Source organism: Terriglobus roseus DSM 18391 (assembly GCF_000265425.1).
Classification (GTDB): Bacteria; Acidobacteriota; Terriglobia; order Terriglobales; family Acidobacteriaceae; genus Terriglobus; species Terriglobus roseus.
This window is the reverse complement of the sequence record NC_018014.1, coordinates 3,700,411-3,727,396: the sequence shown is the minus strand read 5'-3', so window position 1 is coordinate 3,727,396 and position 26,986 is coordinate 3,700,411. Positions and strand designations below refer to the sequence as shown.

Sequence of the window (26,986 nt, the reverse complement as noted above, 5' to 3'; positions counted from 1 at the left end):
AAAGAGGCGAGGGAAGGTGTAGCTCATACACTGCAGTCGTAACGGGTTCGCAAGTAGGGAAGATGTGCAGGAGCATCTTTTACTTCCCATTCCGACCATAACTCTAGATAGCTGAGTGCTCGCAAGGTAACGCTGGCATTGCCTACTTGCGAGGCCAAGTCCTTTGCTTCCGCACGGTGCACCGCGCATTGGGACCATTCATCTGCGTTCCGGGGTTCCCAGTAGAGATAGAACAGCTCCACTGGTCTTGCTTCATAGCGAGTGATGAGCCCTAAGGCGTGCTTGATCAGTTGAGCAGAATCTAAAAAACTGTATCTGTTCGGTTTGTCCCGTGACATACGGATCTGAGTGAACCATGGGGAGTGCCCGTGCGTTTTCTCGAGAGTGTCATAAGCAGGCGAAAACTGTGCTGCTTTGCGTGACATCCATTCGGTACATTTGGATTCGACCGCTACGATCGAAGGGCCGGTCGCCAATAGATCGAGGTGAGGAGCTGTTCCGCGCAGGCCCGTGGGGCAAACAGCCTCGAAGCTCATGGTTGCGAATCGATCGGCATCACCGATCCTCATAGCATAGGGCTCCTCTCGCCAAGGTCCGAAGGTGTTCACAGCGAGAGCGGCAGAGGAATGGGCCGCCCTCAGCTTTCCGTCGAGTTCGCATCCTGCACCGGCTGCTAGGTCTTTTGCGATGGCGTCCATTGGCAGAATTTCTAGTAGATTGGCCTTCCAGCTCAGAGCGTAGCCGCGTGCGTCAAAGTTCGCCTTTGAAGCCGCTCTGGCGCCAAGAAGCAGAGCCGCGTACGACGAACTCAGAAGATCTTGCTTCATTTGGAACGAACCCTCGATGGCTACTTCTTGGATTGATCGTATGCACACCACATGAAGCTCTGGACATCAAAGGCAGAGTGGACCTCCTGGCCCGCTTCGTGAAGACGCCTTCTGACATTCTTTGCGACGTCTAAGAGTTGGCAGTATGTAAGCCAGTTTGGTTCTGGCTTGTAATTCAAAGCCACGTTAACGGACTCCGCGATTCTCTGCGAAACTGTCGGCTTCATAAACATAGCTTCTCCGCCACTGGCAAGAAACTGGAAGTACGTAGCCATGGGCCACGACAGCGCGTTAAGTTGACGTAGCACGAGGAGGTAATTCTGGAACCGCTCTTCTTCAGGGGCGCTGCCGTACAAATGATCGTAAAGACCGTTCGCGAAGAGCTTCTTGCCTTCGTCTGTCTTGAGTCCGTCCCGAAACCTCATCCCCTCGATGTGAAAAACAAGGTTTGTCGCTTTCAGAAGGTCTAAAGCCCGCTTTGAGACTTCATCGAACAACGAGCCCTCAATGAGGCGTTTGAGTTCTGCTTCACTAAGTTGGCTTTTGAAGGATTCCGACGCGGACGCTTTATAGCGACGCTCGTCTTCGTCGAAAAGCTTACCGTTCACTCCGTCTGGGTATGCCGCAAGGAATCGTTCTAACAAATGTTCGAAGCTGAGTGCCGCTGCCTTAGTCTTCTTGGGAGCTTTCGCCGCTAGGCCCTTCTCGTTGAACTTAAATTCTGGGCTCGGAGGATGCCCGTCCAGCACGATGGCCGTTTTAAGGATCGTCTTTTCGCCAGCTGTAACGAACCGGACCACCCAAAAGTTCTCATTATGCTCACCGCTTATCTGTCCGTGACCATAAGCGGGATGTTGAATCCATGTCGAGATCGTGTGGGCCATCCTGCCCTTGTAACGCATTACAGGAGATAAGGCAATCTGACTGAATGCTTCAGCCCCGACCACAAGAACTTCCCATTCACGTTGTCCGGGTGGGATGAGATTCCGCAGACAGCGCGCGCCGCTGGATCAGCTTCTTTACCACGGCACAAGCAGGAGATACCTGATGTACCAATGTGCCGGGTACCGCTAAAGTGGTCTGCTAGCCATGTCGTTGGGGTATACCTCAACGATACGTAACAGCTCCCCTCGAAATCCCGTATCGAAAGGTTGAATTCTCCTTTATGATACGACTAATGGCGCGGGTCAAAGAGCTTACTGTTACAAAAAAGGGCGTGAGACAGACGCAGCCGACGAAGACTGCTAAACCACCTCGGCCCGCGAAACCGGCAAAAGCCGTAAAGTCGGCTCGGCCCACGAAAGGTCAGTGCGTCGGGTACATCCGAGTGAGCACTCTCGATCAGCGTGAGGACCGCCAGCTCGAAGGCGTGACGGTGGACCGCCGCTTCGTGGATCGTGTTTCAGGAAAAGACGTGAAACGGCCACAACTCACAGCGATGCTTTCGTTCGTCCGCGAGGGAGACACTGTGGTGTGTCACTCGATGGATCGACTCGGCCGCAACCTGGATGATCTTCGCAAGCTGGTTTTCGGCTTGACGGAGCGAGGCGTACGCGTCGAGTTCCGCAAGGAAAATCTCATCTTCATCGGCGAGGACTCGCCGATGGCGAATCTATTGTTGAGCGTTATGGGAGCCATTGCAGAGTTTGAAAGGCAGCTGATTCGTGAGCGCCAACGAGAGGGAATTGAGCTGGCCAAAAAGCGTGGCGTGTACAAAGGCAGGCCAAGAACGCTGAGTGCGGAAGTCGTCGTTTCGCTCGTGCAGAGGTTTGAAGCCGGGGAGAAACCTTCGGTGCTTGCGCGAGAGTTTGGAGTTTCGCGAATGACTCTGCACCGCTATAGAACGAGAGCGATCGGCGCAGGGTCCTCATGACGAAGCCGAAGCAGATCGTGATGCATTGCCCATGTGGGAACGCCAAGGTTCTCGCAAAGGGCCTGTGTTCGACGTGCTACACGCTGAAGCGCCAAGACGAGGAATACTTCGGTGGCCATCGTGAGGAAGTGCTGAAGCGTGACGACTACCGTTGTCGCGTACCAGGGTGCACAACTGTGAAGCGCGGAAAGCGGTCAGTCGCGGTACATCACCGAGAAGCAGGGAACAGCGATCCGGCGAAAATGCTGACGCTGTGCTTGCCATGCCACGCGAAAGTGACACGCACGTTCTACGTCCAAAACGACTGGCCGGAGTTCTTGCGAGTCCTCTGGCGAGAGCAACATCCTGAAGGGCATGAACAAAGTGCCTTGAGTTTTGCGACGGTAGCGCCCCAGGCAAAGAACGTGTTGCTCTTCAAAGAAATGGGTGACCGACCGTCTGCAAGGCGAGCGCGGCAACGGTAGCTGTCCATCATTGTGTATTTACAGAATTACAAGAAGACAGCCGGGCACAACCAAGCCAAGAATGGCGATCCGACAACCACGGGGTTAGAACAGACTCACAGCCGGTTTATGTTTCCGGCTGTGAGCGGCTAGCGATCCATGTAGTTGAGGATGGGTCCGAGCAGGTAGGCGACGAAGAAACCGCCGCTGTAGATGATGGCCGATCCCCAAAGCAAGACCCTGCTTAATTTACTGACTTCGCCACAGGTGGTCGGATCATCAGCGTCACAGGTCTCCCCCACACGCAGCCGCGGCGCTATGACATAAGTCATCGCGAAGCTGCAGGCGATGAGAACCCCTGCGATGCTGAACGTCCAAATTTTATGGCGGGACAGGCTGACCAGCCAAGGTGCGGCCGAGAGCAGAGAAGCGACGGCAGTACCCATTCCAAGGAGCACAAGTACGGACGGCAACGCGCAGCAAATGAGCGTGCTGAAGGAACTGAAAAGGGAGAAGTAGTTCATCAGGGCCGCTCGTCTGGCCCTGCGTTCTGGTGCGATGGAGGATGTCGCAGCGATCATTTCGCCTCCGCGATGGATTCATACCTGAGCGTGTCTGGAACCTTGCCCTTAGAGGCTTGCGGAAGGGTTCCCGCAACAGTGACCATTTTTCCAAGAAGAGAAGAGATGTTGGTTCCCGCACCGGCAAGCGAATACCGGTCGCCCGTGCCGGTTACCTCGAAGACGGGTGCAGCGGTTGTGCCGGTGATTTTGCCCGTGGCGACGATCTTTGCGTCCTTATGCGTGAATCCGTTCTTCTCTACGGCTTGGTTAAACTGCTGCATGCCTGCGCCGTTACCCGCTGTTAGTTGAATCGAAACGAGGCCGGTATTCAGGTCTACGTCGACCTTGTTCACTCCCTGGATACCCTTCATAGAGACGTGGATTGCATGGGCGCACGGAGCACAATCCATCCCGAAGACCGTCATATTTACTTGGTTGTACTCGGCGTGAGCGGCGAGCGTGGAGAGCGAAAGAGCGGTGAGAACAAGAAGCTTATTCATGGTTGATCCTTAGTGTTTGGTCGTCTGAGACGAGAACCGGAGATAGCTGAAGTTGAGGGCAAAGCGAACATTTTCGTGCCCATAGAGGGTCGTGGAAACATTGCGATAGAGCGGTGCCTGTACGCCGCCTTCAATCGCCACGTTCTTGAAGATCGCGAGAACCGATGGCCCGAGCCATATCGATGTAGAGCTGCTATCGGGCACGGCCGCATTCTGAACGCGAACGCCGCCTGTGTGCTCACCGGTGAACTCAACCAGTCCTCGGTAGTCCCACTGGTCGTAGCCGCGCCGCAGCTTCGCGGGTCGGAAACCGTACACCGTACTCCACGAGATGGTGTTGGGTCGTCTGCTACCTCCCTTTTCGAAGAAGCCGGTGTACCCGCCTCCAAGCCAGAGGTACTGACTGCGCGAGGCAAAACCGGCCGCCAGCGTACCGGCAATTCCGGGAGCCCGGTTAACGCTTCCAAGGATGCCCGTATCCGCTTGCGGTCCGGGCACCACAAGTGCCAGCGAACCTGTTGCTTCTAGCCGTTTCCCTACCTGGGTGACGGAGTGAAAGAAGCGCCACGACGCACCAGCAGTCCATCCCCCTGTGGGGAAGATGCGCGACTCGGGCAGCGATCCGCTGCCGAAGGTGGCTGGAACGAACGCGGTGAACGTGAGGTGTGGGGTTAGGCCGTAGCCACATGCCGTGCCGGTCGAAAGCTGCGTACCCCGGCTGCCGTTGCGGCCGAAGAGTCCGGTGTCGCAGCTGACTTCCCCTTGGGAATTGACTGGGGTAGCGTAGCCGAAGACGGGGCCGTGGTCTGAGGCCCAGGCTGGTGCGGACAGCATCAGCACACCCGCCAGGATGGCGAGATGTTTCATTGTTTGCTCCTTGGTTGCAAATGAACTTCAGGCACGCAGAGGCGTGCAAGTCACTTGGCCTGGGGAGCGGATCAGATGCGGAGAACGATGGTGGAAGCGATCAGGAGACCCGGCGGGGAATGTTGATTCGGCAACCGCCACGGATGGCCGACAGATGCGGGCAGCTCGAACAGCAGCGGATACAGGAACGCTATCGCCACAAGTGGAAGAACCGGCGCTGCTACGACGTGAGCGGGTAGCTGACTGGCGTCGTTTCGGACGTCGATCTGGCAGCATCCCTGCTTCGCCATCTCGCCACACTTGCCGTGCATTTGCTGGCAGCAGTCCTGCTCCATCCGAGTCATCGTCGGAGCTGAGGCGCAGGCAAGGACCGGCATCATCATGACGAGCATGATGAAAACAGCCACGATGCTGGAGCACCTGCGCACGTCTTAACTATATTCCTTTGGTCTTCAGCATTCGCAGACCTCGCCCTTGCTGGCTTCACCAGCCTCTTTCAGAACAATGGGGAGCAGAAGCAATGCGGCGGCTGAATCGGCCCACGCGAAGTGGAAGAAGAAGTTAATCAGAAGACCAGCCAGAGCGATCCAAGACATATAGGCGCAGATGTTGCTCTGCGCTGCGTCCGCGCGTAAGGCACGGCTTCCTGTCCGGGCTGCGAGCTTCTTCTTGGCCCGTCCAAGCAGAGGCATGATGATCGCGGCGGCGATGAGCAGCCCAATGCCGAGCACCGTAGGCTCTGGCTGGAGCCGGGGACTCAGGAGACTCAGTCCCGAGGTGACCAGAATGTAAGCTGCAAGGGCATATAGGAGAACCCCAGAGATCCGGGCTGCCAGGCGTTCTGAGATCGATCTGGAGGAGAAACGCCGAAGAACGACGAGTGCTGAAAGCAGTTCAATCCCACTATCCGCACCGAAGGCGGTAAGCGCAACGCTGCGAGCCCGAATCCCAGTGAAGAGCGCAACGCACAGTTCGACGGACATCCATCCTACTGTGAGAAGTTGGAGCTGCCTTACTGAAAAAGCTGGCAGTTTCGCCGGATTTTCGAGCATCTGTTCCATCTATCGCTTTGGATGCGGCTATGGTGATTCCGGGCTCGCAGCATACCGTTCGCAACACAGGCTAAAATGTGATGTGGCATTCTGGGCTAAAGCGTTTCGCTTCACGGCGATGTTCCTCATCCTTTATATAGGTGTGGATGTGCTTACCTGTGATGTGCCGAGTTCAGAGTGTTCGGTCGTGAGCTCCATTGGCAAGCACCCGCCAACCCATCAGGCACCGGACAACTGCATCTGCTGCTGCGCACACCCTCTTATCGTTGCGCAGCTAACCTTTGTTGCTCCCGCCGTGACCGTTGAAGCTTCAACCGACATGCTATCGGCGCAGCCCATTAGCAGATCTCAAGACATCGAACACCCTCCACAGCTCTCCTAGCCCACCCGCGTCTGTATTGACCTTTGGGAATTAGGAGAAATGTATGCCAGGAAGACTTTTGTCCTTCCTGTGCGGATTGCTGATCGCGCCAGCGTGTGTGGGTGCGCAGCAAACCAGTCCGTCCACTGTGGACGATCTGGTTCGCATGGGACTCGCTCAAAATAGGGATGTGCTGTCAATTCGTGAGCGAATTGGTGAAGCGCAAGGGGCCGTTCGCCAAGCTGGTGTTCGTCCCCCGCCCACGATCAATGCCAATGGAGTTACCGGCAAGCCGCTGGGTACGCTGGGACAAGAGCAGTATGGTGCGAACTACTCTCAGCCGTTAGAGATGTTCGGAAAACGGTCCAAGCGGATTGATGTGGCTGGCTTCGGGATCGGGCAGGCCGAGGCCGAGTTGCAGGAGCGGTCGGCGGAGCTCGCTTACCAGATCCGTAGCGGAATTGCGGAACGTGTGGCAGAGCAAGAGAAGCTCAAGCTGCTGGATGACCTCGCATCCGTGAATCAAGATGCGTTGCGCCTTACGGAAGCCCGTGTTCGCGAGGGCGATGTTGCACCGCTTGAAGCGAGCCTACTGCGGGTCGAAATTAATCGTGGTGTCGTCCTCAAAACGAGTGCACAAGGACGATTAGCCGTCGCCGAAACGAACCTGCGAAAACTCGTTGGGCTCCCGGCCGACCAACCCCTCCCCCAAGTCGCGTCCGAGGTTCCCGGTTCGGATACGCTTGAGGAACTGAAGTCTCGCGCGTTGCAATCCAGAGCTGATCTACGAAGCGCTCTACTTCGAGCGGATCAGAATCGGGCGGGAATCGCTCTGGCGAAGGCGAATGCGAAGCCCGATGTCACGCTTTCTGCTGGGTACTCTCGGCAGTACAGCTTGTTTGAAGGGCTTTTTGGGCAGACATCCACCGGTGCTCTGGCTCCGATCAACGAACAGATCGACTTGCTTACGTTTGGTGTTTCGATCCCTCTGCGGACAAGCCGCAGCGGAGCTGGCGATGTGCAGACAGCAACGGCGCGGTCGTCCGGCTCTCAGTTGCAACAGGAGTACCTGGAGCGGTCTATACCGCTCGAAGTGGAATCTGCTTACCAGCGCTGGACGGCGGCCCGAGCCTCCCTCGACCTTCTGCGGACCGGCGTGGTCGAGCCTTCCACCGCAAATCTGACGGTCATCCGTGAAGCTTACAAGCTGGGGCAACTCCGGCTGCTGGACGTTCTGAATGAACAACGGCGACTCGTAGACAACGAACTTGCTTATATCGATGCTCAAGCCGATGCCTCGCGCGGCTGGGCCGAAGTGGAACGCGCCATAGGAGGCAATCTTCCATGAAACAACTTCTTGTAGTTCTCGTTTGCGGTCTGGTGTTGGTTGGAGGCTGTAAGCGGAAAGCGGCTCCAGACGGCGATAAGGAAGCCTCGTCATCGGCAGAGAGTCAGGAACCTGCAAAGCAAAAAGAAGTTGAAATGCTTCTTCCTGCTCAAAAGCATGTAGGCCTGGTCGTGGCGCCCGCTGCGGTCGTCCAGTTGAGCGAGTATTTCAGGGCTACAGGCACGGTGCAGCCGATCGACAATCATGTTGGTGAAGTTGCACCCCTCGCACGTGGCAGAGTTCTTGAGGTTCGGGCGAAGGTAGGGGATCGCGTTCGCGCCGGACAGACCCTTGCGACGTTTGACAATCTGGAGGCGGTCGAGCTGGGCGCTCAGGCGCAGTCGGCCCGCGCTGATCTGGCTCGCTTGAACGCCCAACTCACTCCTGCGGCTCGACAGTCGGAACGGAGCAGGCGACTTGCCGACATCGGAGCGGGAGCAGAAAAAGACTACGAATTCAGCAAGGCAGAAGAGCAAGGAATTCGGGCGAGCATCGAGTCGCAACAGGCTGTTCTCGGCGGGCTACAACAGCGGCTCCATCGCTATGGTGCCAGCGGCAACGGCTCCTCTACGGTGCTCAAGGCTCCGTTTGCTGGAGTCGTCACGAAAGCTGCCGCTTCTCCCGGCGACATCGTAGAGCCGGGCAAAGAGATGTTCACGGTCGCCGATCTCTCCAGGGTCTGGGTACAGGCAGAAGTCTATGAAAAGGACCTTGGCCGCATCCGCCTTGGTCAGAATGCTGCGATCCGTGTGGACACGTATCCCGATGAGAGCTTTGCAGGCCGGGTAGCGTACATCAGTGACGTTCTCGACCCTCAAACGCGTACCGCTAAGGTGCGCTGCGAGGTGGCAAACAAGGATGTGCGACTGAAAACGGATATGTTCGCCAACATTGAGCTGCCTACGAAATTCAGCAAGCAGGCTCTGGCCGTTCCCTCTACGGCTCTCCAGGATGTTGAGGGCAAGAACGTCGTCTTTGTGCAGCATGGACCGACGACATTCGAATCTCGGCAAGTCGAGAAAGGCGTAACCATCAACGGTCAGACGGAGATCATCAGTGGTCTTTCCGCTGGCGAACGCGTCGTCACGCAGGGAGCCTTCCACCTGAAATCTATCCTCGCCGGTGGCGATCTGGGGGAAGAGTAATGGGGAAAATTGTTGGCTTTGCTCTTCGTTATCGTGTCCTCGTGCTGCTCGGTGCATTGTTCGTTGCCGTGGGCGGGTTCTTCTCGCTTCAGAGTCTCCCAATAGATGTTCAACCGGATATCACGCCGAATCAGGTTCTAATCCTCACTCGCGCTCCTAGCCTGTCCCCCCTGGAAGTTGAACAACTACTCGCTTTCCCTGTAGAGACCGCCATGGCGGGGCTGCCGGGCATTACTCATATCCAATCCACCTCGAAATACGGGCTCTCTTACGTCGCCGTTTATTTCAAAGACAGCATGGACCCTTACTTTTGTCGGAACTTGGTGAGCGAACGCCTGACGCAGGCACGAGAGGCGATTCCGGCTAGCGTGGGAGTCCCGGAGATGGGGCCAATCTCGACAGGGCTGGGAGAGATTTACCAGTTCAAAGTGACCGGTCCCGGTAAGACTCCTATGGAGCTGCGGACCATTCTGGACTGGACGATCGCCCCAAAGATGCGGCTTGTCCCGGGCATCGTTGAAATCAACAGCCAAGGCGGAGAGGTGAAAACGTATGAGGTCGAAGTGGACAGTGACAAGCTCACCGGCTATCACATTCCACTCTCGCGCGTGCTCGATGTACTGCCGAAAAACAATGCCAACGCGGGCGGAGCCTATGTAGAACACGCCGAACAGCAAGCCTTGATTCGTGGCGAGGGACTGATTGGGAGTCTGGCGGACATAGAGAATATCGTTGTCTCCAGCTCGCCCACCGGCACGCCCATTCTGATTCGGAACATCGCAACTGTTCACTTCGCACCCATGGTGCGTCGCGGCTTTGCTACTGAAGACGGGAAGGGCGAGATTGTTGTTGGCGTAACCCTCATGCTGCTAGGGGAAAACTCGCGGGTCGTCGCCGACCGGGTAAAAGACGCTTTAACAGTGGTTCAGAAGACGCTTCCACCTGGCGTCAAAATCGAGATGCTCTCGGATCGAAAAGATCTCGTGAACAGAACGATCCACACAGTCACCCGCAACCTCATCGAGGGCGGAATCCTGGTCATTGTCGTGCTCCTGCTGCTGCTTGGCAGCTTCCGCGGGGGACTGGTCGTTGCTGTTGCGATCCCGCTTTCCATGCTGGTCGCGATCACTGGAATGGTGCAAGCCAAAATTTCCGGCAACCTGATGAGTTTGGGCGCTATCGATTTCGGCCTGATTGTGGACGGGTCGGTAGTCATCATCGAAAACATCCTCCGGCGCTTACATGAAAGGAAACCCGACGAAGCTGTCGAGGAGACAATACGACGGGCCGGAGCTGAAGTTGCCAAACCGATCTTCTTCGGCGTGGCGATTATCTTCCTGGTCTATGTGCCGATCCTGACGTTGAGCGGAGTCGAGGGGAAGATGTTCAAACCCATGGCGGCTACGGTGCTCTTCGCCCTGTTCGCTTCGCTCATCATCGCGCTCACTCTCATGCCGGTTCTAAGTTGGTACATCCTCCGGAAAACTGGCGCGGAGAAGCCCACACTGTTGATGCGTAAGATCGATGGCGTTTACAGACCGATGCTGCGGCACGCTCTTGCACGTCCAGCGTTGACAGCAGCCATCGCTCTCGCTCTCTTCGTCGCGTCGCTGGTAGCGATTCCCTTTCTTGGCGCGGTGTTTATCCCGTCGCTAGATGAAGGCTCGATCCTGGTGCAGATGTATCGTGTCCCGGGCATTTCCATCAGTGAGTCACTGCACGGCAATCAAATCATCGAAACCGTACTGCGGCAGTTTCCCGAGGTCTCGCATGTTTTTAGCCGAACAGGAAGTCCGGAGGTCGCCACCGATCCGATGGCGATTGACCAAAGCGATGTGTATGTCTACCTCAAACCTCCGGACGAATGGACAAAGGGCAGAAACAAGACGGACCTGATCGCAGCGATGAAGAAGCGACTGGAAGAGGAGGCACCCGGCGCAGCATACAGCTTCTCGCAGCCGATCCAGATGCGCATGCAAGAGCTACTCGAAGGCGGCTCGCGAAGCGACATCGCCATCAAGCTCTACGGGGAAGATCTGGAAACGCTGCGCATGAAGGCAGATCAGATCGCGGCCGTGGTCGCCAAGGTGAGAGGGGCAGCCGATGTGCGCGCGGAACGCGTTGCAGGCTTGCCGTATCTCCGCATCCGTATACGGCGCGACGAGCTTGCTCGACATGGCCTGGATGCAGCGGCCGTGCTCGACACCATTCAGACTATTGGCGGAAAGCCCGTGGGCGAGATTGTGGAAGGGAACCGAAGGTTCGCTCTCCAGGTTCGCTTCCCGCAACAACAGCGCGGGTCCGCTGAGGCAATCAGTAACCTCCGTGTCGGTGACAGTGAAGGTCACTTCATTCCATTAGCGCAGCTTGCAGACATAGAAGAAGAAGAGGGGCCTTCACAAATTAGCCGCGAGGGAGGCCAACGCCGTATCAGCGTCGAAGTAAATGTGCGAGGGCGTGATCTCGCCGGCTTCGTTGCGGACGCACAGAAGGTAGTGGCCGCCAAAGTGAAGATCCCGGACGGTTACGAGCTGGAGTGGGGCGGTCAGTTTGAGCAATTGAAGAGTGCAAGCAGGCGGCTGGCAATCGTGGTTCCTGCTGCTCTCGCTCTGATCTTCTTATTGTTGTACTTCAACTTTCAGGCTGCGCTCCCTGCCGCCTTGATTTTCCTGAACATTCCATTGGCGGCGACCGGGGGAATCGCGGCTTTGCTCATCCGTGGGTTGCCCTTCAGCATCTCGGCTGGAGTTGGGTTTATTGCGCTGTTCGGCATTGCAGTTCTGAATGGCATCGTTCTCCTCACGTACGTGCGTGAACTGCGCAGTGAAGGACTTTCAGTTGTCGATGCTGTTGAGCAGGGAGCTGATACGCGTCTAAGACCAGTGCTGATGACGGCTCTTGTTGCAAGCCTCGGCTTCATACCTATGGCGGTTTCAACAGGCGCAGGAGCCGAAGTTCAACGGCCTCTCGCGACTGTTGTCATTGGGGGCCTAATGACCTCTACTTTGCTGACACTTCTGGTACTCCCAACACTTTACAAGTGGATCGAAGAGCGGCGGGAGGCCAAGGCGAAAGCATGAAAACCGCTTTGCTCTATGCCCTGATTCCCGTCGCAACATCGTTCTTTGCAGCTCTGGTGGCCATTCTCTGGAAGGGAAGTGACCGCGCCTTCAAAGCAGTGTGCAGCATTTGGCTGGCGGCGTGGTCTTTGCGGCGGTCGCGCTAGAAATTACGCCTGACCTCATTGCCCGGCATTCACCCATTCCGACAGCAGTCGGCTTCATCGCGGCAGTCCTCACCTTACTGCTCCTTGCAAAAACAGAGAGCCGGGGCACAGAAGCCGAGAAGAGCAGGCTTCCACGTGTGTATCTGTGTGCCATTGCAATCGACCTCTTACTGGACGGGTTCATCATTGGCATCGGATTTTCCGGAGGCACAAGGCAGGGCCGCCTTCTGACGTTTGCACTTACGCTGGAGCTGGTTGCATTGGGGTTGGCTCTGGTCGGAGAGCTGCGTAAACGGGGACTATCAGCCACGAAAGCCCTTGGAGTCACAGCAGGGGTCTCGATGACCTTGATTGCTGGCACCGCCATAGGCGTTGGTCTACTCAGATCAGCGCCTGCATGGGCAGTCACTGCCGCACTTGGCTTTGGAGAGGCTGCTCTGCTTTACCTGGTAACGGAGGAACTCCTACGGGAAGCACACGAGAGCGAAGACACCAGCTTCACAACAGCAACCTTCTTCATAGGCTTCCTTGCGATTCTTCTCGCTGATATGACTACGCGATGATGTGCCGTCACTCTAAAAAGGGCTTGTCGGGTGGCGGTATATGAATCTCTTTAAGACTCCGCTCAGACATCCATTACTTCAGCTCAGAGCACAACGGCTTCATGTGCAGTCCGTCGAGGATGCGCCATAACCATATGGACCCGGACTCGGCGGAATGGCGAAGTTTATTTCGCAACCTGGGATGGGAACCCTACCGAAGCCGTTGACTGCATGATCTTCGCTGGGGTGGTCTTTGCATTATCGAAAGACACCACAAGCTCCTTCTTCTCATACCGAACAGCGACGCTCGATACGCCTTGCTCCTTCATCAAAGCCTTCTTGATCGTGATTGGGCAGGTTGGGCAGGTCATACCCGGCACTTCGAGAATTACTGTGGTCGGAGCCGCCCACGCAGAGGACGAGACGATCAGGAAAGTGGCGGCGGCTGCTAGAGCATGCAAGCGTTTCATCGGAGCACCTTTTAAGAGCGGGTTTAGTAGAAGAATTGAGCGACGTAGGGGAACACGAAACCAACGATGGCCAGAAGTGTCACGAGAACGAAGATGCCCTTCTGTAGGCGAAGGGATTTGGGAGTGGCGCAGTTGCCGTCGGCATCACAGGTCTGCTGAGGCCGATAAATGCGATACGCAGCGATCACCAATGCAATCACAGTAAATCCGAGAAACATCGGACGGTAAGGCTCTAATGCGGAGAGGTTCCCAATCCACGCTCCACCGAAGCCGAGCATGACAAGGACGAGTGGCCCGAGGCAGCAAGAGGATGCGAGGATCGCGGCTAAACCGCCGAACGCAAGAACTCCCGAGTTGGCTGCTTTGCTGGACATCAGGGCTGCATGCTTTCCCGCGCAGCCGTCCTGATCGAGGCCAGCGAGGGGAGTCCGGAACGTCTGCCGTTGATATCGGTGTATGTCCGGCAACCGAAGCCGAAGCTCTGCACTCCTCGCGCTTCTGGCTCTACGTCCAGGCCGTTGACACGGATAGTTGGCGAGCCGAGGAAACTCAACTCCTGGGCCATCACAGGGTCCGTAATCTCAACCTCGTTTACGGAGGCTTCGACGCCTTCCGTCCGTAACGCCTCTCGGACCTGCTCAACCGCAGGCATATGGTTCGGGCAGCCCTTGAAATACAAAACGTCAACCTTCATGTAGGTTTTTCCTTTCGCGGGGTGCCAGTTGTTCGAGCACGGGGCAACATGCACCACAGGAGTTGGTCAGAGCGGCGGCACACTGTTCCTGCGCCTTTAACAACTGCCTCTCTATGCGCCGAAGCACTGCAATCTTGTCCTTCACCTGCTCAACCTTTGCCTCAATAAGGCTACGGACGTGAGAGCATCCGTCGGGCTGCCCTTCTTCGATAAGCAGCAGCTCGCGAATCTCCTGAAGGGAAAACCCGAGACACTGGGCACGGCTGATGAATCGCAACCTGTCCACGTCCGCGTCCTTGTAGACGCGGTAGCCTCCTGCGGTTCGCTGGGCAGGCGGAACGAGTCCCTGCTTCTCATAGAAGCGGATGGTATCGATGCTCAGTCCTGTACTCTCCGCGACGTGTCCGATCTGCATTCGTCCCTACTCACTATCAGAATAGGTCTGGAGCTGACTCCAGAGTCAAGCACGTGTCGTATGCCCATACCTTAGCGCCCGAGCGCTTCGCTGCTCAAAGAGGATCTGAACTCTCACTGAGGTGCACTTCAGGTCCATTTCTGTCGAGAGGCATGCTCAATAGCCGCGTCCGATAATGATCTCCGCGATCGACTATACAGAATCCACCTTATCGGACATAAGTTGTTCATATCAAAGACTTTGCGAGGCTTTATGAAAAGCTTTCGCTCCGGTGCTAGGCCTATGGAAAGCCAAGACGTATCGCTATTGCAAAGGACGTTGATAAGCCCCCGCACGAGCGACCCGACCTTCAGCAGATGACTCCTTTTCGCACCGCGTAGAGGATGAGTTCCGGGACACTGTGGAGATTCAGCTTTTGCAATAAGTTTCCGCGGTGCGTCTCGATCGTATAGACGCTCAGACCGAGTTGCTGCGCGATGTCTTTGTTGCTTTGTCCTTCGGCGACCAGCTGCAAGACCTCCCGCTCTCTCGATGAGAGCAGCTCATAGCTGTCTTCCACCCCACGGTCGCGCATTTGCCGTACGTAATCTTCGACCAGCAGCGCGCTCACGGATGGACTGAAGAACGCCTTTCCAGCATGTACCGTCCGGATCGCCATCATCAAATCGGCCTCAGCCGATTCTTTGACTAAGTACCCTCGTGCGCCGGCCTTCAGGGCTCGGAGTACATAAGCTTCGTCGGTATGCATACTGAGCACGATGACGTGTGTCTTCGGATGCTTTGCCACGATCTGCGAAGTCGCTTCTACCCCGTTCAGCTTCGGCATGCTGATGTCGGAGATCACCACATCGGGGCGTTGCTCATCGACTACGCGGAGCAACTCACGACCGTCGCCGGCTTCGCCGACCACCTCAAAGTCGCGCTGACGCTCCAGCAGGGATTTCAAACCTGCGCGCAGAACGGTGTGATCATCTGCAAGAACTATCCGAACCATCAAGCTATCTCGTCTTCTAAGGTTGCGGGTTGTGGGAGCGTGACAAGAACTGACGTTCCTTTATTCACGGTAGATGTCACGTGCACCTGCCCGGAGAGTCTACTGACTCGCTCTTCAATGCCGAGCAGACCCATTCCTTTTTCCAAATCGGGGCGAAACCCTTTGCCATCGTCTTCAATCTTTAGCTTCAACGTGTTGCTTGTCCGTTGGAGCACAACACGAGCGGCTTTGGCGGATGCGTGCTTCACGGTATTGTGAAGAGCTTCCTGAACGACGCGATAGATACATGTTCGGTACGCATCAGGGAGAAAGTCGGAATTATCGTCAGCGTCTACGCTTACCGCTAGCCCGGATCTCCGAGACACCTCTCGGCCTTGCCAGCGAAGGGCAGGAACCAGCCCCAGGTCGTCGAGCATGGAAGGACGCAGAGCCAGAGCTATGTCCCGGATGGAACGCATACTTTGCTCAAGCGCCAGTTTGACGCTCGCAAGCTGTGCCTTGGTTCCGTCATCATAAATCTTTTCATCCTGTATGCGACTGAGTTCGACAAGGGCTGCCGCCATGGTCTGGCCAAATTCGTCATGGAGCTCGCGTGACAACGTGCGTCTCTCTTCTTCCTGCGCTTGCTCAAGGCGCGCGGTAAGATTTCGCAGCTCGTTACGCGCCTGCACTACAGCCTGATATTGGGATTCGGCTTGACCTTCAGACGCTCTGAGTCGGTATGACATCCCGGTCACCAATGCAATGACCGCAGCCAAAGAAAGCAAAGAGGCGAGGAGAAGCTCGCCCTGTAAACGTTGATGCTCTTCATGGAGCTTTGCTTCCGTACGGTCCTGCTGTTCTCTGTTTAGTGCATTGATTTGTCGTGTAATGCGTCTGATCTGTCTTCGTTCGGGCGATCCGGCTCGTGGCTGTATCGAATCTCTCAGCTTGCCATTCTGCTGCCGAATGTCAGGAAGAGATTCCCAGTAGCGATCGATAGAAGTCTTGAGGTCGGCCAACCTCTGCTGTGTGGCATCATCGCCGCTTGCCTCTAGTGACCTCCCGAAGTCTTCAAGCGCCTTGCTTGCCTGCAGATGTGTAGTGGGCAATTGACTCTCGTCCATCGCACGCTCACCGGCATTGTTCGGTGACAGGGCCGACCGAAGCATTAGCGCTCGAAGTGTATCCAGCAAATGCGTTCTTTCTCGGAAAGCTGATATCACGGCATCGCTTCTGATTGAAGTCTTGCGGAGGGAGTAGATGATATCCGCCGTACTGACACACATCACTGCCAGGATGAAGGCGCAGCCAACCCACAGGACCTTCATTCCCGAAAGGTGCTGTTTCGCAATATTGGGTTTTCCTGTGCTCACCAAAGCCACTGCTTTGCCTCCTGAACAGAGGATATCCCCGCCTTTCCTCTCTTTGTCCGACATCCCGGTACGACGTCTTCGATGCAGGCCCAGATGGGAGAAGGCATGAGGAAGGATACGCACGAAACCCAAGTAGAACGGAGAATCCCAGATTCCCTGCCGGTCCTGCCTCACGTCCAGAGGTCAAGAAGAATACCCTCCCGACGGGAGGGGGACGATGGCCGGATATGCGTTCCTACATACAGATCGCGAGACGACTCATGTCGCGCCCCGGCCAGCAAGATTGGATCAGTACACCCGGCATTCGAACTCACTGAATGCCTCAACCCAGTTCTCTTTAGAAGGAGCATCACAATGTATCTGAAATCCTTAGTCGTCGCAGCATCGCTCCTGATCATTCCTGCTTCGAGCGCTTTCGCGCAACGTACGACCTATCACCAGCGCCACTCGATCAATGCACGTCAGGATCGTCAACAGGCCCGCATCGCGCGTGGCGTTCAGGATGGGCAGATCACCCCAGGCGGCGCGGCCCACGCAGAAGCGAATCAGGCGAAGTTGGCTTCACGTGAGAACAGTATGCGTGCGGCCGATGGAGGCCGTCTCACTGCCAGCGATCGTCACAAGCTCGCTCGCGAGCAGGACCGCACCTCTCGAGGGATCTACAACCGCAACCACAATGCCGCAACCGATCCCGGTGTATTGCCAAGATAATCCGCCTCAAACGATCGGAGAGTGCTTCCCAACTCTCCATCTGCACTCGCAACTTCACATCAACCGTCGTCGTTCGTTCAAACGGCGCGGGCCTGGCGGACAGCCGCTTTGGAGAATATCGTTATGCTGAAGAAGACAGTCCCACTCGCACTTCTGTTATTGATCGGTTCGGCCGCCGCTGAGGCTCAGGTTGCGATACGCATCGGGCCGCCGGCACCCATCGTGGAGCGTTACGGTCCTCCTCCCCGTCCCGGCTACGTCTGGCAAAGCGGCTACCATCGCTGGAATGGGCGTCGTTATGTGTGGACTGCAGGGCATTGGGGGCGTCCACCACGGCCGGGGGCAACTTGGGTTCCGGGTGACTACGATCACCGAGGTGATGGCTACTACTTCCATCGCGGGTACTGGCGCTAGCAAGAGCGCGAGCATACTGAGGAGGGCCGCCTGGTGGACTGGCGGCCATCTTCAATGGGGTCTATCAATAAGATCTTCGAATCCTTCCAGCCAAAATGGACCCGTCAAGAAAGCAACTATCTTGCGAGCGATACCTGCCCTCAACTTCCGCTCATCACAGATCGTCGGAAGGGCCCTCTCTCTTGCAGCCAACAAATTGCCGAGGCTCAAGCATGAACGAGCCCTTCCAACGGAGCCGCAACTAATTTATCGCGACGAACAACGCGTTCTGCGAATCCGGCTTTGCGAAGCAGCGAAGATGCTGGCCTTTGCCCGGGTGGAAGTTGGAGGCCTTGACGACACCCTCTGGAGTGTCGAGGATCGTGTCGTCTGAGACAACCACCTTTTGCGACCCCATACTCTCCGTGTTCAGCGTTAAGAGATGCTGGTGACGGTCGAAAGAGGTGACGCTTCCGGCGGTTCTCTTAGGCGGCGTTGCGCCCATGGATTCCACGGCAACTGCGGTGGGCTCGCCGAAGCCAAAGTAGAAGACGACAACATAAGCGCCCACATCGTGAAACGCTGCAGCGGCCGTGGTCTTGTCGCGAAGGTCCTTATCGAAGGACATCGCTGGTTCCGGAGTGGCGACGTCATGGAAGACTACTGTGGAGCCGTCGGCGACCTTTAGTGTGAGGGTCTTCGCTGCTGTATTCGCCGCTACTACCTGACCTGCGCGAGCGTGGATGACCTCTTGAGCGTTTGCCTGCCGAAACATCGGCAGGAGTATAAGGATGGCGGCAAAGCGCAGGTACGGTCTGTGACGATTTAGCGAACTCTTGAGAGCGAAAAATGCTCTTCGCGACGCCTTCGCGTGATCCTTCGCTGCGATGTGGAGTGCGATAGCTGCGCAAAACACGGGTAGCACGAGAAGTAAAAGAATGAGATTCATGGGACGATCCTCCAGGAGCGATTAATTTCCAGGCGCGACTCTCTGCCCGTCCGAAGACGTGGCGCGGCGGAATGAGATTCCGTGAAGCGGCTAGCCCAGAGGTGGTGGAGGATTCGGGAAGAGCGAGACGGAACGACAGAAGATGTCCTTCAGGGCCGGTGGCTTCTCAAAGCTCGATAGAAGCGGCTTCGCCGCACACGCAGCGCGAGGTGAAGGGTGAGCGGACTGCCCGAGGGAAGATTGTTGCTCTGCGACCGAGCGCCAGCCTGGAGCAGGTTGCGTCTCATCCAGCTTCGCCAGGTTCCGCTCGTTTGCGTCGAAGAAAGCCACGGCGGCGGTGTTGCCGAAGCCGGAGGGGCGACATTGCTCGATGCGGAAATCTATTCGCCACGCGATCAGGGCGGTGCAGAGAACAAGCAGCACCCAACCGGTGGACAACCGAGCTAACCGGGCTGTGCCTGACCGCGGCATCGAAAGACCTCGTAGCCGGGGCGAGCAGGCCCAGCGGCATGATGATACTCCCGCGGTAGGAGAACCCACCAGTCGTCCCTGATGGAGCTGATGCTTGACAGCGACGACTTACCTGAATTGCGCCTGCAATGCTGGATGCCCTGGTGCTGTCGAAGCTGCTGCTCGCTGACGAGACTCCCGCCGCCGCGATCGCTGCATATGAGGCGGAGATGTTTGCGCGCATGAAGGAGATGACGGCTGACACGATGGTGAACACTGAGATGTTCTATGCGCCGGACGCCTGCGACCGGGTTGTGGCTTTGTTTCGCAGCTTTGGGAGCACCGAGTCGATGCCACCGCTTTCGGAAGCTTGATTCGAAACGTTGTGTTTTAGAGAGCACTGATGGTGGACTCGTTTGCGCGGAGGGCGCCGCTGAGTCGCTGCAGAAGCACACGTTGCTCTTCGCGGATGAGCGGCCGCGCATCCGCCAAGCTGAACCAGCCGCCGCGATCTACTTCTGGGATGGTGATCTCCTGTCCGGAGCGAGGTGGCCAGACGATGCTGCAGGTGTTGCTTACCAGGTCAGCAGGATCACAGTCCCCTTCGAAGGCCCACACAAAAGTCGTCTTGCCGCTCTTCTGTCGTACAGACCGAAGGCTGAGGAAACGCGGTGCAGCAAGGAATCTGGTCTCTTCCTGGAACTCGCGCTGTGCAGCAGTCAGCAGACCCTCCCCGTCCTCGACTTGTCCTTTCGGCACGGTCCATGCACCTCGATCCTTGTGCTCCCAGTAGGGACCACCGGGATGGACCAGGAAGACTTCGAGTTCTCCGTTGCGATGCCGGAACATCAGCAAACCAGCGCTTGTTGTTCTCGACATGGCAGCTTGGATGCTGTCTGCTACTGATCGGCGACCGAGTGGCAGCTGAGCAGACCTCATTGTCGGGCCAATGCACCGCTGGTAAGAATCCGCTCCTCTTCTCCTCGACAGCTACGGAAAGTGAAAGAAGTCACGAGATCGCGCTCAGGCGAATAGACGGCGAAGTAGAATAAATTCACTGCATTTGGGGCTGCAGCACAGGGCTCAGAGATAGGTGGTTATGGGGAATTCCGAACACATGGCGGAAGAGCCCGCCGGGCAAATCGTGCAACATCCAGAGGAGTACGAAGCTGGATACGCAGCACGCCACGAGAACCAGAGCTTCAGCCTCACGGCAACTCGAAGCTGGCAAAGCGGCTGGACGGATGCTGATCGTGAACTCAAGAAGCCCTTGGGCCGCGACAGCATCCAGCAGGAGCCATTGCCGTTCTTCGGGACAGGGAGCCAGGCCCGCAGGGAAGGCCTACCCTTCGACACGTCTCGCACGGAGGAGTGGAAGATCGCATGGATCGAAGCTGATATTGCTCTCGGGCTTGAAGACGTGATGCGAGCCGAAGTGTTCCGGTAGAAGCATCGGTCGCGCAAACGCTTCGTAGATCTGGAGACGGGAGTGGCCGTGAAGACAGCTATGCAAGGATTGCTGCACTGCCGCTGCGGGAGGAATGAGATCCTCGCTCTCGGAATGTGCGCCACGTGCTACACCCTGCGCCGGCAGGATGATGAGTACTTCGCCGGCCTGCGTGAGGCGGTGCTGGAACGTGATCAGTACCGTTGCCGCGTGTGCGACGCTCCAGGGCGCAGCAAGCGCTCCATCATCGTGCATCACCGCGTACCAGGAAGTTCCGTACTGTCCCTGATGATTTCCCTCTGCCCAGGTTGGCATGCGAAGGTGCACCGCACGAGGGTAGTTCTTTCCGCTATGCCGCCTTTGCTCTTAAAGCTGTGGCGTGAGCAGCACCCGGCGGGACACGAACAACGGACTCTTGACTTCAGGCGCGAAGACACGCGAACGCAAACCATGCCGATGTTCTAGCGGCGCCCCCGGTTACGCCCGCTAGAGTGGCGGCATGCCACGCGGTCCCGAGACGTCGAAGCGAATCTTGTAGGAAGATGAGCAGGCTACGTTGCCCGGTACCAGCACGAATTGCGGTGTTCGATCTCGCTGCACTGCATAGCGGATCCGCACGCGGTTGCCCTCCCAATCTGCAGAGTAGCTACCGATCGCAGTCCGTTGTTCACTTCCTGCATCGGTATCCGTCAACTCACCGTGGTACCAGACGAACTGCGCAATCGAAAACCCCGGCTGCAGTGGAAACTTGTCGCAATCGATTACATCGAAGCCGGGGTTAAAGCAGGACTTGTGCGGATCACCGTAGAAACTGTATCTCGAGACATTGAGGTACTGACCATCGCTAGCCACATGATCCGGAGCAATGCACTCCCAAACGGTAATGCCGAGAACATTTGAGCTCTTGCCTTTGTCGTAACTGAAGCTGCTTTCCGGCGGAACGACGTTGACCGTCTCCCTTGCGGCTCGAAAGCCAAAGTGGGTCGTCTGAAGCACGTCCTTGCCTGGAACGTCGACGAAGAGAGTCGGCTTCACTGCGTCAGGAAGCCCGGAGATATCGTCCGCAAGGCCGACGTAAAGCTTGCCGTCGTGCCAGGCGTCTATCCGAAACGTCACGTTGTAATGATCGAAGCGGAGGAAGACGGAACCCTTTTGCTCCCCAAAGCCACGTCCTGAAATCTCGTACTGGCCACCCGGCTCAAAATCGAGCTTGGTCTTATCGTTGACGCGCAGAATTGCGGGAGCAAGGTTGACCTGTGCAAGGCCTACACCGGACAGTTTCCCTGCTGCACGGTCCGACAGCGACGCTGCCATTTTCCGCTTCACCTCCGCGTTCGCCGCGGCCAGGGGGCTGACTGCGGCACCGCCCAATTGGTGAGGCTGTGCTTTCCCGGAGATGAGTCGGATAACCGGCAGCTGGGGTTCTTCGTTCGGCATGGCAGCTCTTTCGATAGTCATGGTTACAAGTCGCATAAGCGGTAACAGCGGTGATGTCATGCGGCTCGGTGCGCACCATCATACCCGCAGGCTCCAAGAGACAGATTCTTCTTGCGCGGCATTCACTCCAAAACGCTTCATCATGTTGCACGCGTCGTGAGTTGGTAGTCCATGCGGTCAACGACGGGATCGAGCCAGCTACCGCAATCCGTCGTCCAAGGCATTTTCTGGGCTGCCAAGTTAAGAACGGCAGGCCGGTCCCACTACCAATATCAGACTCATTTTGTCGTATATTGACATCAGTCAGAAATTACGAAGGGTCCCTGCGGCTACCTTTTGGCGAAGCACCGCGAGAGACCCTTGAATCGACAACCCACCAGGGGTAGGGCTGACGACGTCTTCCACTATAGACGCAGCGGCCGTGCCTTTGGACGCCCCACGAAAGGTGCGTTCTATGTCCTCGCAATACCTGTCTTCACGATTGTTAAAGCCTCTGCTTGGGTTTTTTCTGTTTTGCCCGGCTCTTCTTTCTGCTCAAAACTCGGGAGAAGCCTGCTCCGGCCCAACGCAATCCGTGATTGGAAAGATCACCGATTCCTCCCAAGCCGCCATTCCCAATGCGACGGTGCGGGCCACCTGCGGTACGACGGCATTCACCACGACGAGCGATGGGGAGGGGGCGTACCTCCTGCGCCTGACCTCGGGCACGTGGCAGATCGAAGTGCATTCGACTGGCTTTGGAGTTTTCTCCGGGCCGGTCAGCGTCACGGCTCAGGTGCGCTCTTCGCCGGACATCGTTCTTGCGGTTGCCCGGGAGAAGTCAGATGTGACCGTGACCGCAGATGCGGCATTCGTTGCTGAATCAGCTTTTTCCGCCTCGAAGTCCGATACGCCAATCCTGGAACAGCCGTTTTCCATCCAGACCGTTACGGCAGCACAGATCCTCCAGCAGAACGTGCAGACATTGAACCAGGCGATGAAGTACACCGCGGGGACCGCACCGGAAGCCTACGGCCCTGACCCGCGCGGCGATTGGTTTTTCATTCGGGGGAATGCAGCGGATGTCTACCTTGATGGTCTTCGGCTGCCGCAGGTCGTCAATTCACCGAACAGCTTTGCTGCAGTGCAGGTCGATCCAAACGATATTCAACACCTTGAGATCCTTCTGGGACCCAGCTCCACGCTTTATGGGCAAAGCAATCTTGGCGGGATTGTGGACGCCGTATCGCGGCAGCCCTCGCTCACACCGCGCCGCTCCATCCAGTTGCAGGGCGGAAACTTCGATCGACTGCAGGTGGGCGGCGATCTCTCCGGTCCGCTCAATCGGAGTGCCAGCCTTCTCTACAGCCTGAACGGCATTGCCCGCACCAGCCACACCTATGTGTATGGCGCGAAGGACGATCGCTTCACCTTGAATCCTACGATTCAGTGGCGTCCTACCCTGAATACTTCCGTGATTGCATTCGGTAAGTTCTTTCACACGGATATGGGCACAGGCGCAGTCTTCCTTCCTCGCGAAGGAACTCTCGACCGCTCTCCAGTCTTTGGCTATCTACCGACCAGCTTCAACACGGGTGATCCGACCTCTGATCACTACCGCAAGAGGCAATACATGGCTGGCGTGTCTTTCGACTACCACACGCCTTCCGTTGCGCTGCATTCCACTACGCGGTACGTGCACAGCAACATCGGCTATTCCGGGCGTTACTCAGCCACCACGTATGCCAATGCCGCGCGTACATCGATCTACCGCGTGACATTCAGTTCACAACCCGTTCTCGACGGGGTCCAGAACGACACGCATGCTCTCACGCATCAGCGAACAGGCAAGCTTCGCCACACACTGACGGGTGGTCTGGACTTCCAATGGCAGAAGTATCAGAACCGGCAGGGCGGCCTGATTGACGCGACCACCTTCAGCTTGATCAATCCGGTCTATGGTGGACCCTACGTCGTCACGCCCATCACCACAAGGGTCGACCAGAAGCAGTACCAGGGGGGCTTGTACGGACAGGACACCGTGCAGGTGGCCGGCTTTACCCTCTCGGCCGGCGGCCGCTATGACCAGACTGCGCAGGAGTCGGTCACGATTCTTACAGGCTCGAGCATCCGCCAGCGGCCCCACGCCTTTACCGGGCATGTCGGCGTCTCGTATCAGAAGGACGGTCTCGCGCCCTACGCCAGTTACTCAACTTCCTTCCTGCCGTCGATCGGCACGACCTACGACGGGGTCACGCCGTTCCAACCAACGACCGGTTCGAGCTATGAGGGTGGACTGAAGTATCAGCTGCCCCGCCACGTCGGCATGATCACCTTCGCGGGCTACAGCATGAATCAGAACAACCGCCTGACGGCTGATCCGAATCCGCTGCACCTGAACGCACAGGTGCAGGTGGGCCAGGTGCGGACCATCGGCTACGAGTTGCAAGGCAACGGAACCGTCCTGCGCAGTCTCGATGTCTCGTTCAGCTATACCCACGCGCGACCGATGGTGACCCGCAGCAATGGCGCGGACTATAAGAAGATGCTGCAGCCGGTGGCGAAAGACACACTGGGTCTGTGGACGCACTATACGGTCCGTCACACCCTCTTCACAGGCTTCGGCTTCGGTGGTGGCGCGCGCTACATCGGACCCAAGTGGGGCGATCTTGCCAACACCTTTCAGACCCCCGGTTACACGCTCTTCGACGGAACGCTTGACTACACCATGGAGCGCTGGCGTCTTGCGGTCAACAGTACCAACGTGCTGAACAAGCGGTATGTAAGTGCTTGTGGCACCGCAACCAGTTGCTACTATGGAGCGCCCCGAAGTGTCATTGGTTCAGTCAATTTCTCCTTCTAAGGAATCGAACGCACCGCAGCCATCGGCCTCGCGGAGACACGCAGGCTGGTGGCACGCACCGCAACGCCTGCGGCTTCGTCGCGCCATCTTCCAGGTGCATCTCTGGCTCGGTGTCATCCTGACGCTGTACAGCATCGTGATCGGGCTTAGCGGCAGCGTCCTGGTCTTCCGTAAAGAGATTGAAGACCATCTCTACGGCAGACAGCTTCAGGTTCAGCCGACCGTGCGGCAGGTCACTCTCGCTGATGCGGTACAGCGGATCGAGCGTGACCGCTCCGGCTGGATGTCCGTCGGTCTACGCGACTTTCAATCGCAGGACCACGCCGCTATGCTGCTGATGCGGCTTACGGCCAATCCTGCGTCGACAAACATCCGTTACGTCTATTTCAATCCGTACACCGGGCAGGTCGTACTCGACCGCATGCGGTATGACAACCTGCTGGGCTGGATGACAAACCTCCACTACTACCTGCTCTCCGGACGTCTGGGGCTCACGGTGAGCGGTTGGATGGCGGTCGGTCTTCTGCTGCTCTGCGTTTCGGGCGTGCTCCTGTGGTGGCCGGGTGTCTCGCGCTGGATGGCTGCTGTGGTCTTGCACCGACGATCCAACTGGAAGCGGATCAACTGGGATCTCCACTCGGTGGTCGGATTCTGGAGCTCTGCTGCTCTGCTTGGCGTCACCTTCACGGGAGTCTATTTTGCATTCGCCCTGCCGATCGGTGGTGCCATTGTTGTGGCAACGGGTGGCAGCATTCAACAGGCGATGCAGTACGTTGCATCTCCCAAGGCTCGCCCGGCAGCGCCAGGAACGCCACTGCTCCCGATGGACCGAGCAGTTGCAATCCTCAATAGGGAGCTTAGCCCAGCGCCGCCAGCGCAATACCTCCAACTCCCCACGCGTCCCGGTGATGTGTACGGTGCGATCAGCTATTACCCGCACACCATCGAGTACACGCAGATGCGCCGCGTTGCTGTCGACCCACATGGTGGCGCCGTCCTCGCGGTCGCAGACACGCACCAGATGCAGTTCGGCATGCACGTCATTCAGTATTTCCACGCATTCCACTTCGGCACCTTCGGAGGCGCGGGGCCATTGGGAATCGTCGTACGAGTCGTTTGGGTATTCGTTGGACTTACGCCCGCAATGCTCGCCGTCACGGGCCTGTTGATGTACTGGAATCGTAAATTGCATCCCGCGTGGAAACGGCTGCAGTAAGCATTGTTTGGGCCAAATTCCTGCTGGCTCGAACAATACGCCGACCTGCCGCGCAGCGGCTTGCGTCGTCGGTCTGCACTTTGGGTCGCATTGGCGTAATACCCATTTACCTCAACGTTGAGGGTGCCATTACGCCTGCAGGGCCGGCCAGCACCATGCGGTCGCGCATAATGCCGACATGGAGATCGGGCTTCGGACAAAGCATAAAGGCGACCGGAATCTCCGGTCGCCTTTGTATGCAGCTATTGCTCGCTTCATGCAGCGGCGGCAGGAACAAAGCCATCGCATCCGCTGATCGCGGTAACTTTTAAGTGCAGCGCAGCGTGCTTCGGATGACCGCACTCATCGAGGATCTTGAGATCTGCCTGGTGGCTGCTAACGATGCTGACGAGTACGTCCGTCTTGTGAGCTTCGCCGAAGTGGTTGCAAAGACCGCACTGACCGTTCTGAACTGTTTCCATTCTCGTATCCTCCGTTGCCGCAGCTAGTCGGCAGGGACATCATTGTCCCGCCACAACTCAAACCTACGTACGCTTTCGCTCGGTGTAAATTGCGACCGCATGAGGCCGAGATATTGGAGACCACAGTGGTCGGGTTCCGGACTGACTGGCTTTGTGGCCTGTAGAGACCAGCAACACGGGTGACCTCGGGCATAAAGGCGGAGATCTTCATGGGTAAGACAGACCGCTCCATACCTGCGAGCAGCCGATATCAAAGCAGCACAGCTTCAAAGAACGCATTCTGGAGCGGGCGTTCGCCTCGAACTGCTCAGCAGGTGAGCTTGCGATCGATTTGTCGGAAAACTTTCTCGCCCTCGGCTACCAACC

29 protein-coding genes are annotated in these 26,986 nt (G+C 57.2%); 10 read left to right on the top strand and 19 right to left on the bottom strand.

Features of this window, described 5'->3' with window-relative positions:
• Nucleotides 1–23: 23 nt before the first annotated feature.
• Nucleotides 24–827: a PGN_0703 family putative restriction endonuclease gene (locus TERRO_RS15170; protein WP_014786577.1), complete on the bottom strand. Its 804-nt coding sequence runs from the start codon at nt 825–827 to the stop codon at nt 24–26.
• A gap of 20 nt (nt 828–847) precedes the next feature.
• Entirely contained in the window at nt 848–1,711 is an 864-nt protein-coding gene (locus tag TERRO_RS15165; protein ID WP_014786576.1) for a hypothetical protein, read from the bottom strand.
• Between the two features lie 293 nt (nt 1,712–2,004).
• Between TERRO_RS15165 and TERRO_RS15160 the strand changes: the two genes are divergently transcribed.
• Nucleotides 2,005–2,700 carry a recombinase family protein gene (locus tag TERRO_RS15160; RefSeq protein ID WP_014786575.1) on the top strand — a complete coding sequence of 232 codons (696 nt, stop codon included), beginning with the start codon at nt 2,005–2,007 and terminating at the stop codon, nt 2,698–2,700.
• A gap of 592 nt (nt 2,701–3,292) precedes the next feature.
• On the opposite strand, the gene TERRO_RS15150 is transcribed toward TERRO_RS15160, so the two are convergent.
• The 5 genes from TERRO_RS15150 to TERRO_RS15130 all read right to left on the bottom strand — a co-directional run bounded on the left by TERRO_RS15150 (nt 3,293) and on the right by TERRO_RS15130 (nt 6,056).
• Nucleotides 3,293–3,724, bottom strand: coding sequence for a hypothetical protein (locus TERRO_RS15150; RefSeq protein WP_014786573.1), 432 nt, complete (start codon nt 3,722–3,724; stop codon nt 3,293–3,295).
• The gene (locus tag TERRO_RS15145; RefSeq protein WP_014786572.1) at nt 3,721–4,206 is read right to left on the bottom strand and encodes a heavy-metal-associated domain-containing protein; all 486 of its coding nucleotides are present in this window, start codon (nt 4,204–4,206) and stop codon (nt 3,721–3,723) included. Before TERRO_RS15145 ends, TERRO_RS15150 begins: the two co-directional genes overlap by 4 nt.
• A gap of 9 nt (nt 4,207–4,215) precedes the next feature.
• The gene (locus TERRO_RS15140) at nt 4,216–5,073 is read right to left on the bottom strand and encodes a hypothetical protein (RefSeq protein ID WP_014786571.1); all 858 of its coding nucleotides are present in this window, start codon (nt 5,071–5,073) and stop codon (nt 4,216–4,218) included.
• Between the two features lie 71 nt (nt 5,074–5,144).
• Nucleotides 5,145–5,480, bottom strand: a complete 336-nt coding sequence (locus TERRO_RS15135) for a hypothetical protein (RefSeq protein WP_169315312.1) — start codon at nt 5,478–5,480, stop codon at nt 5,145–5,147.
• Between the two features lie 45 nt (nt 5,481–5,525).
• Nucleotides 5,526–6,056, bottom strand: a complete 531-nt coding sequence (locus TERRO_RS15130) for a cation efflux transmembrane domain-containing protein (protein WP_052313356.1) — start codon at nt 6,054–6,056, stop codon at nt 5,526–5,528.
• Between the two features lie 494 nt (nt 6,057–6,550).
• Here TERRO_RS15130 and TERRO_RS15125 point away from each other — a divergent pair, with 494 nt between their 5' ends.
• The 4 genes from TERRO_RS15125 to TERRO_RS15110 all read left to right on the top strand — a co-directional run bounded on the left by TERRO_RS15125 (nt 6,551) and on the right by TERRO_RS15110 (nt 12,807).
• Nucleotides 6,551–7,834 carry a TolC family protein gene (locus TERRO_RS15125; RefSeq protein WP_014786568.1) on the top strand — a complete coding sequence of 428 codons (1,284 nt, stop codon included), beginning with the start codon at nt 6,551–6,553 and terminating at the stop codon, nt 7,832–7,834.
• Between the two features lie 134 nt (nt 7,835–7,968).
• A complete protein-coding gene (locus TERRO_RS15120) occupies nt 7,969–9,018 on the top strand; it encodes an efflux RND transporter periplasmic adaptor subunit (RefSeq protein WP_245536111.1) in 1,050 nt (349 codons plus the stop codon).
• On the top strand, nt 9,018–12,098 hold the full coding sequence (locus tag TERRO_RS15115) for an efflux RND transporter permease subunit (protein WP_014786566.1): 3,081 nt from the start codon (nt 9,018–9,020) through the stop codon (nt 12,096–12,098). Before TERRO_RS15120 ends, TERRO_RS15115 begins: the two co-directional genes overlap by 1 nt.
• Before the next feature lie 121 nt (nt 12,099–12,219).
• Nucleotides 12,220–12,807 carry a ZIP family metal transporter gene (locus tag TERRO_RS15110; protein ID WP_157178385.1) on the top strand — a complete coding sequence of 196 codons (588 nt, stop codon included), beginning with the start codon at nt 12,220–12,222 and terminating at the stop codon, nt 12,805–12,807.
• Between the two features lie 164 nt (nt 12,808–12,971).
• Here TERRO_RS15110 and merP read toward each other — a convergent pair whose 3' ends face one another.
• From merP to TERRO_RS15080, 6 genes are all read right to left on the bottom strand, one after another.
• Complete coding sequence (gene merP, locus TERRO_RS15105) at nt 12,972–13,256, bottom strand: mercury resistance system periplasmic binding protein MerP (protein WP_014786563.1); 285 nt, start codon at nt 13,254–13,256, stop codon at nt 12,972–12,974.
• 23 nt (nt 13,257–13,279) lie between these two features.
• On the bottom strand, nt 13,280–13,630 hold the full coding sequence (locus TERRO_RS15100; RefSeq protein WP_014786562.1) for a mercuric ion transporter MerT: 351 nt from the start codon (nt 13,628–13,630) through the stop codon (nt 13,280–13,282).
• Nucleotides 13,630–13,950, bottom strand: coding sequence for a DF family (seleno)protein (locus TERRO_RS15095; protein WP_014786561.1), 321 nt, complete (start codon nt 13,948–13,950; stop codon nt 13,630–13,632). Before TERRO_RS15095 ends, TERRO_RS15100 begins: the two co-directional genes overlap by 1 nt.
• Nucleotides 13,940–14,365: a heavy metal-responsive transcriptional regulator gene (locus TERRO_RS15090; protein ID WP_014786560.1), complete on the bottom strand. Its 426-nt coding sequence runs from the start codon at nt 14,363–14,365 to the stop codon at nt 13,940–13,942. The genes TERRO_RS15095 and TERRO_RS15090 overlap by 11 nt, the downstream gene beginning before the upstream one ends.
• Nucleotides 14,366–14,714: 349 nt before the next feature.
• The gene (locus TERRO_RS15085; RefSeq protein ID WP_014786559.1) at nt 14,715–15,359 is read right to left on the bottom strand and encodes a response regulator; all 645 of its coding nucleotides are present in this window, start codon (nt 15,357–15,359) and stop codon (nt 14,715–14,717) included.
• The gene (locus TERRO_RS15080; RefSeq protein ID WP_245536110.1) at nt 15,359–16,837 is read right to left on the bottom strand and encodes a sensor histidine kinase; all 1,479 of its coding nucleotides are present in this window, start codon (nt 16,835–16,837) and stop codon (nt 15,359–15,361) included. The genes TERRO_RS15085 and TERRO_RS15080 overlap by 1 nt, the downstream gene beginning before the upstream one ends.
• Before the next feature lie 231 nt (nt 16,838–17,068).
• Here TERRO_RS15080 and TERRO_RS15075 point away from each other — a divergent pair, with 231 nt between their 5' ends.
• Together TERRO_RS15075 and TERRO_RS22760 are read left to right on the top strand one after the other, a co-directional pair.
• Nucleotides 17,069–17,425, top strand: a complete 357-nt coding sequence (locus TERRO_RS15075) for a hypothetical protein (RefSeq protein WP_014786557.1) — start codon at nt 17,069–17,071, stop codon at nt 17,423–17,425.
• Between the two features lie 123 nt (nt 17,426–17,548).
• Complete coding sequence (locus TERRO_RS22760; RefSeq protein WP_014786556.1) at nt 17,549–17,839, top strand: YXWGXW repeat-containing protein; 291 nt, start codon at nt 17,549–17,551, stop codon at nt 17,837–17,839.
• A gap of 241 nt (nt 17,840–18,080) precedes the next feature.
• Here TERRO_RS22760 and TERRO_RS15070 read toward each other — a convergent pair whose 3' ends face one another.
• Together TERRO_RS15070 and TERRO_RS23215 are read right to left on the bottom strand one after the other, a co-directional pair.
• Complete coding sequence (locus tag TERRO_RS15070) at nt 18,081–18,593, bottom strand: hypothetical protein (protein ID WP_157178384.1); 513 nt, start codon at nt 18,591–18,593, stop codon at nt 18,081–18,083.
• A gap of 264 nt (nt 18,594–18,857) precedes the next feature.
• Entirely contained in the window at nt 18,858–19,190 is a 333-nt protein-coding gene (locus tag TERRO_RS23215; protein WP_157178383.1) for a hypothetical protein, read from the bottom strand.
• A 176-nt stretch (nt 19,191–19,366) separates the two neighbouring features.
• Between TERRO_RS23215 and TERRO_RS15065 the strand changes: the two genes are divergently transcribed.
• Complete coding sequence (locus tag TERRO_RS15065) at nt 19,367–19,591, top strand: hypothetical protein (RefSeq protein WP_014786553.1); 225 nt, start codon at nt 19,367–19,369, stop codon at nt 19,589–19,591.
• A 16-nt stretch (nt 19,592–19,607) separates the two neighbouring features.
• Here the strand turns inward: TERRO_RS15065 and TERRO_RS15060 are convergent, their stop codons facing one another.
• The 3 genes from TERRO_RS15060 to TERRO_RS15045 all read right to left on the bottom strand — a co-directional run bounded on the left by TERRO_RS15060 (nt 19,608) and on the right by TERRO_RS15045 (nt 21,978).
• A complete protein-coding gene (locus tag TERRO_RS15060; protein ID WP_014786552.1) occupies nt 19,608–20,096 on the bottom strand; it encodes an NUDIX hydrolase in 489 nt (162 codons plus the stop codon).
• A gap of 463 nt (nt 20,097–20,559) precedes the next feature.
• Nucleotides 20,560–20,991 (bottom strand): hypothetical protein, encoded by a 432-nt coding sequence (locus tag TERRO_RS23210; RefSeq protein ID WP_157178382.1) that lies wholly within the window; start codon nt 20,989–20,991, stop codon nt 20,560–20,562.
• A 159-nt stretch (nt 20,992–21,150) separates the two neighbouring features.
• Nucleotides 21,151–21,978 carry a hypothetical protein gene (locus TERRO_RS15045; RefSeq protein ID WP_157178381.1) on the bottom strand — a complete coding sequence of 276 codons (828 nt, stop codon included), beginning with the start codon at nt 21,976–21,978 and terminating at the stop codon, nt 21,151–21,153.
• Nucleotides 21,979–22,675: 697 nt separating this feature from the next.
• Between TERRO_RS15045 and TERRO_RS15040 the strand changes: the two genes are divergently transcribed.
• Both TERRO_RS15040 and TERRO_RS15035 read left to right on the top strand, forming a co-directional pair.
• Nucleotides 22,676–24,943, top strand: coding sequence for a TonB-dependent siderophore receptor (locus TERRO_RS15040; protein ID WP_041592628.1), 2,268 nt, complete (start codon nt 22,676–22,678; stop codon nt 24,941–24,943).
• Nucleotides 24,912–26,159, top strand: a complete 1,248-nt coding sequence (locus TERRO_RS15035; protein ID WP_014786547.1) for a PepSY-associated TM helix domain-containing protein — start codon at nt 24,912–24,914, stop codon at nt 26,157–26,159. Before TERRO_RS15040 ends, TERRO_RS15035 begins: the two co-directional genes overlap by 32 nt.
• A 254-nt stretch (nt 26,160–26,413) precedes the next feature.
• On the opposite strand, the gene TERRO_RS15030 is transcribed toward TERRO_RS15035, so the two are convergent.
• Nucleotides 26,414–26,620 carry a hypothetical protein gene (locus tag TERRO_RS15030; RefSeq protein WP_014786546.1) on the bottom strand — a complete coding sequence of 69 codons (207 nt, stop codon included), beginning with the start codon at nt 26,618–26,620 and terminating at the stop codon, nt 26,414–26,416.
• Nucleotides 26,621–26,986 lie beyond the last annotated feature (366 nt).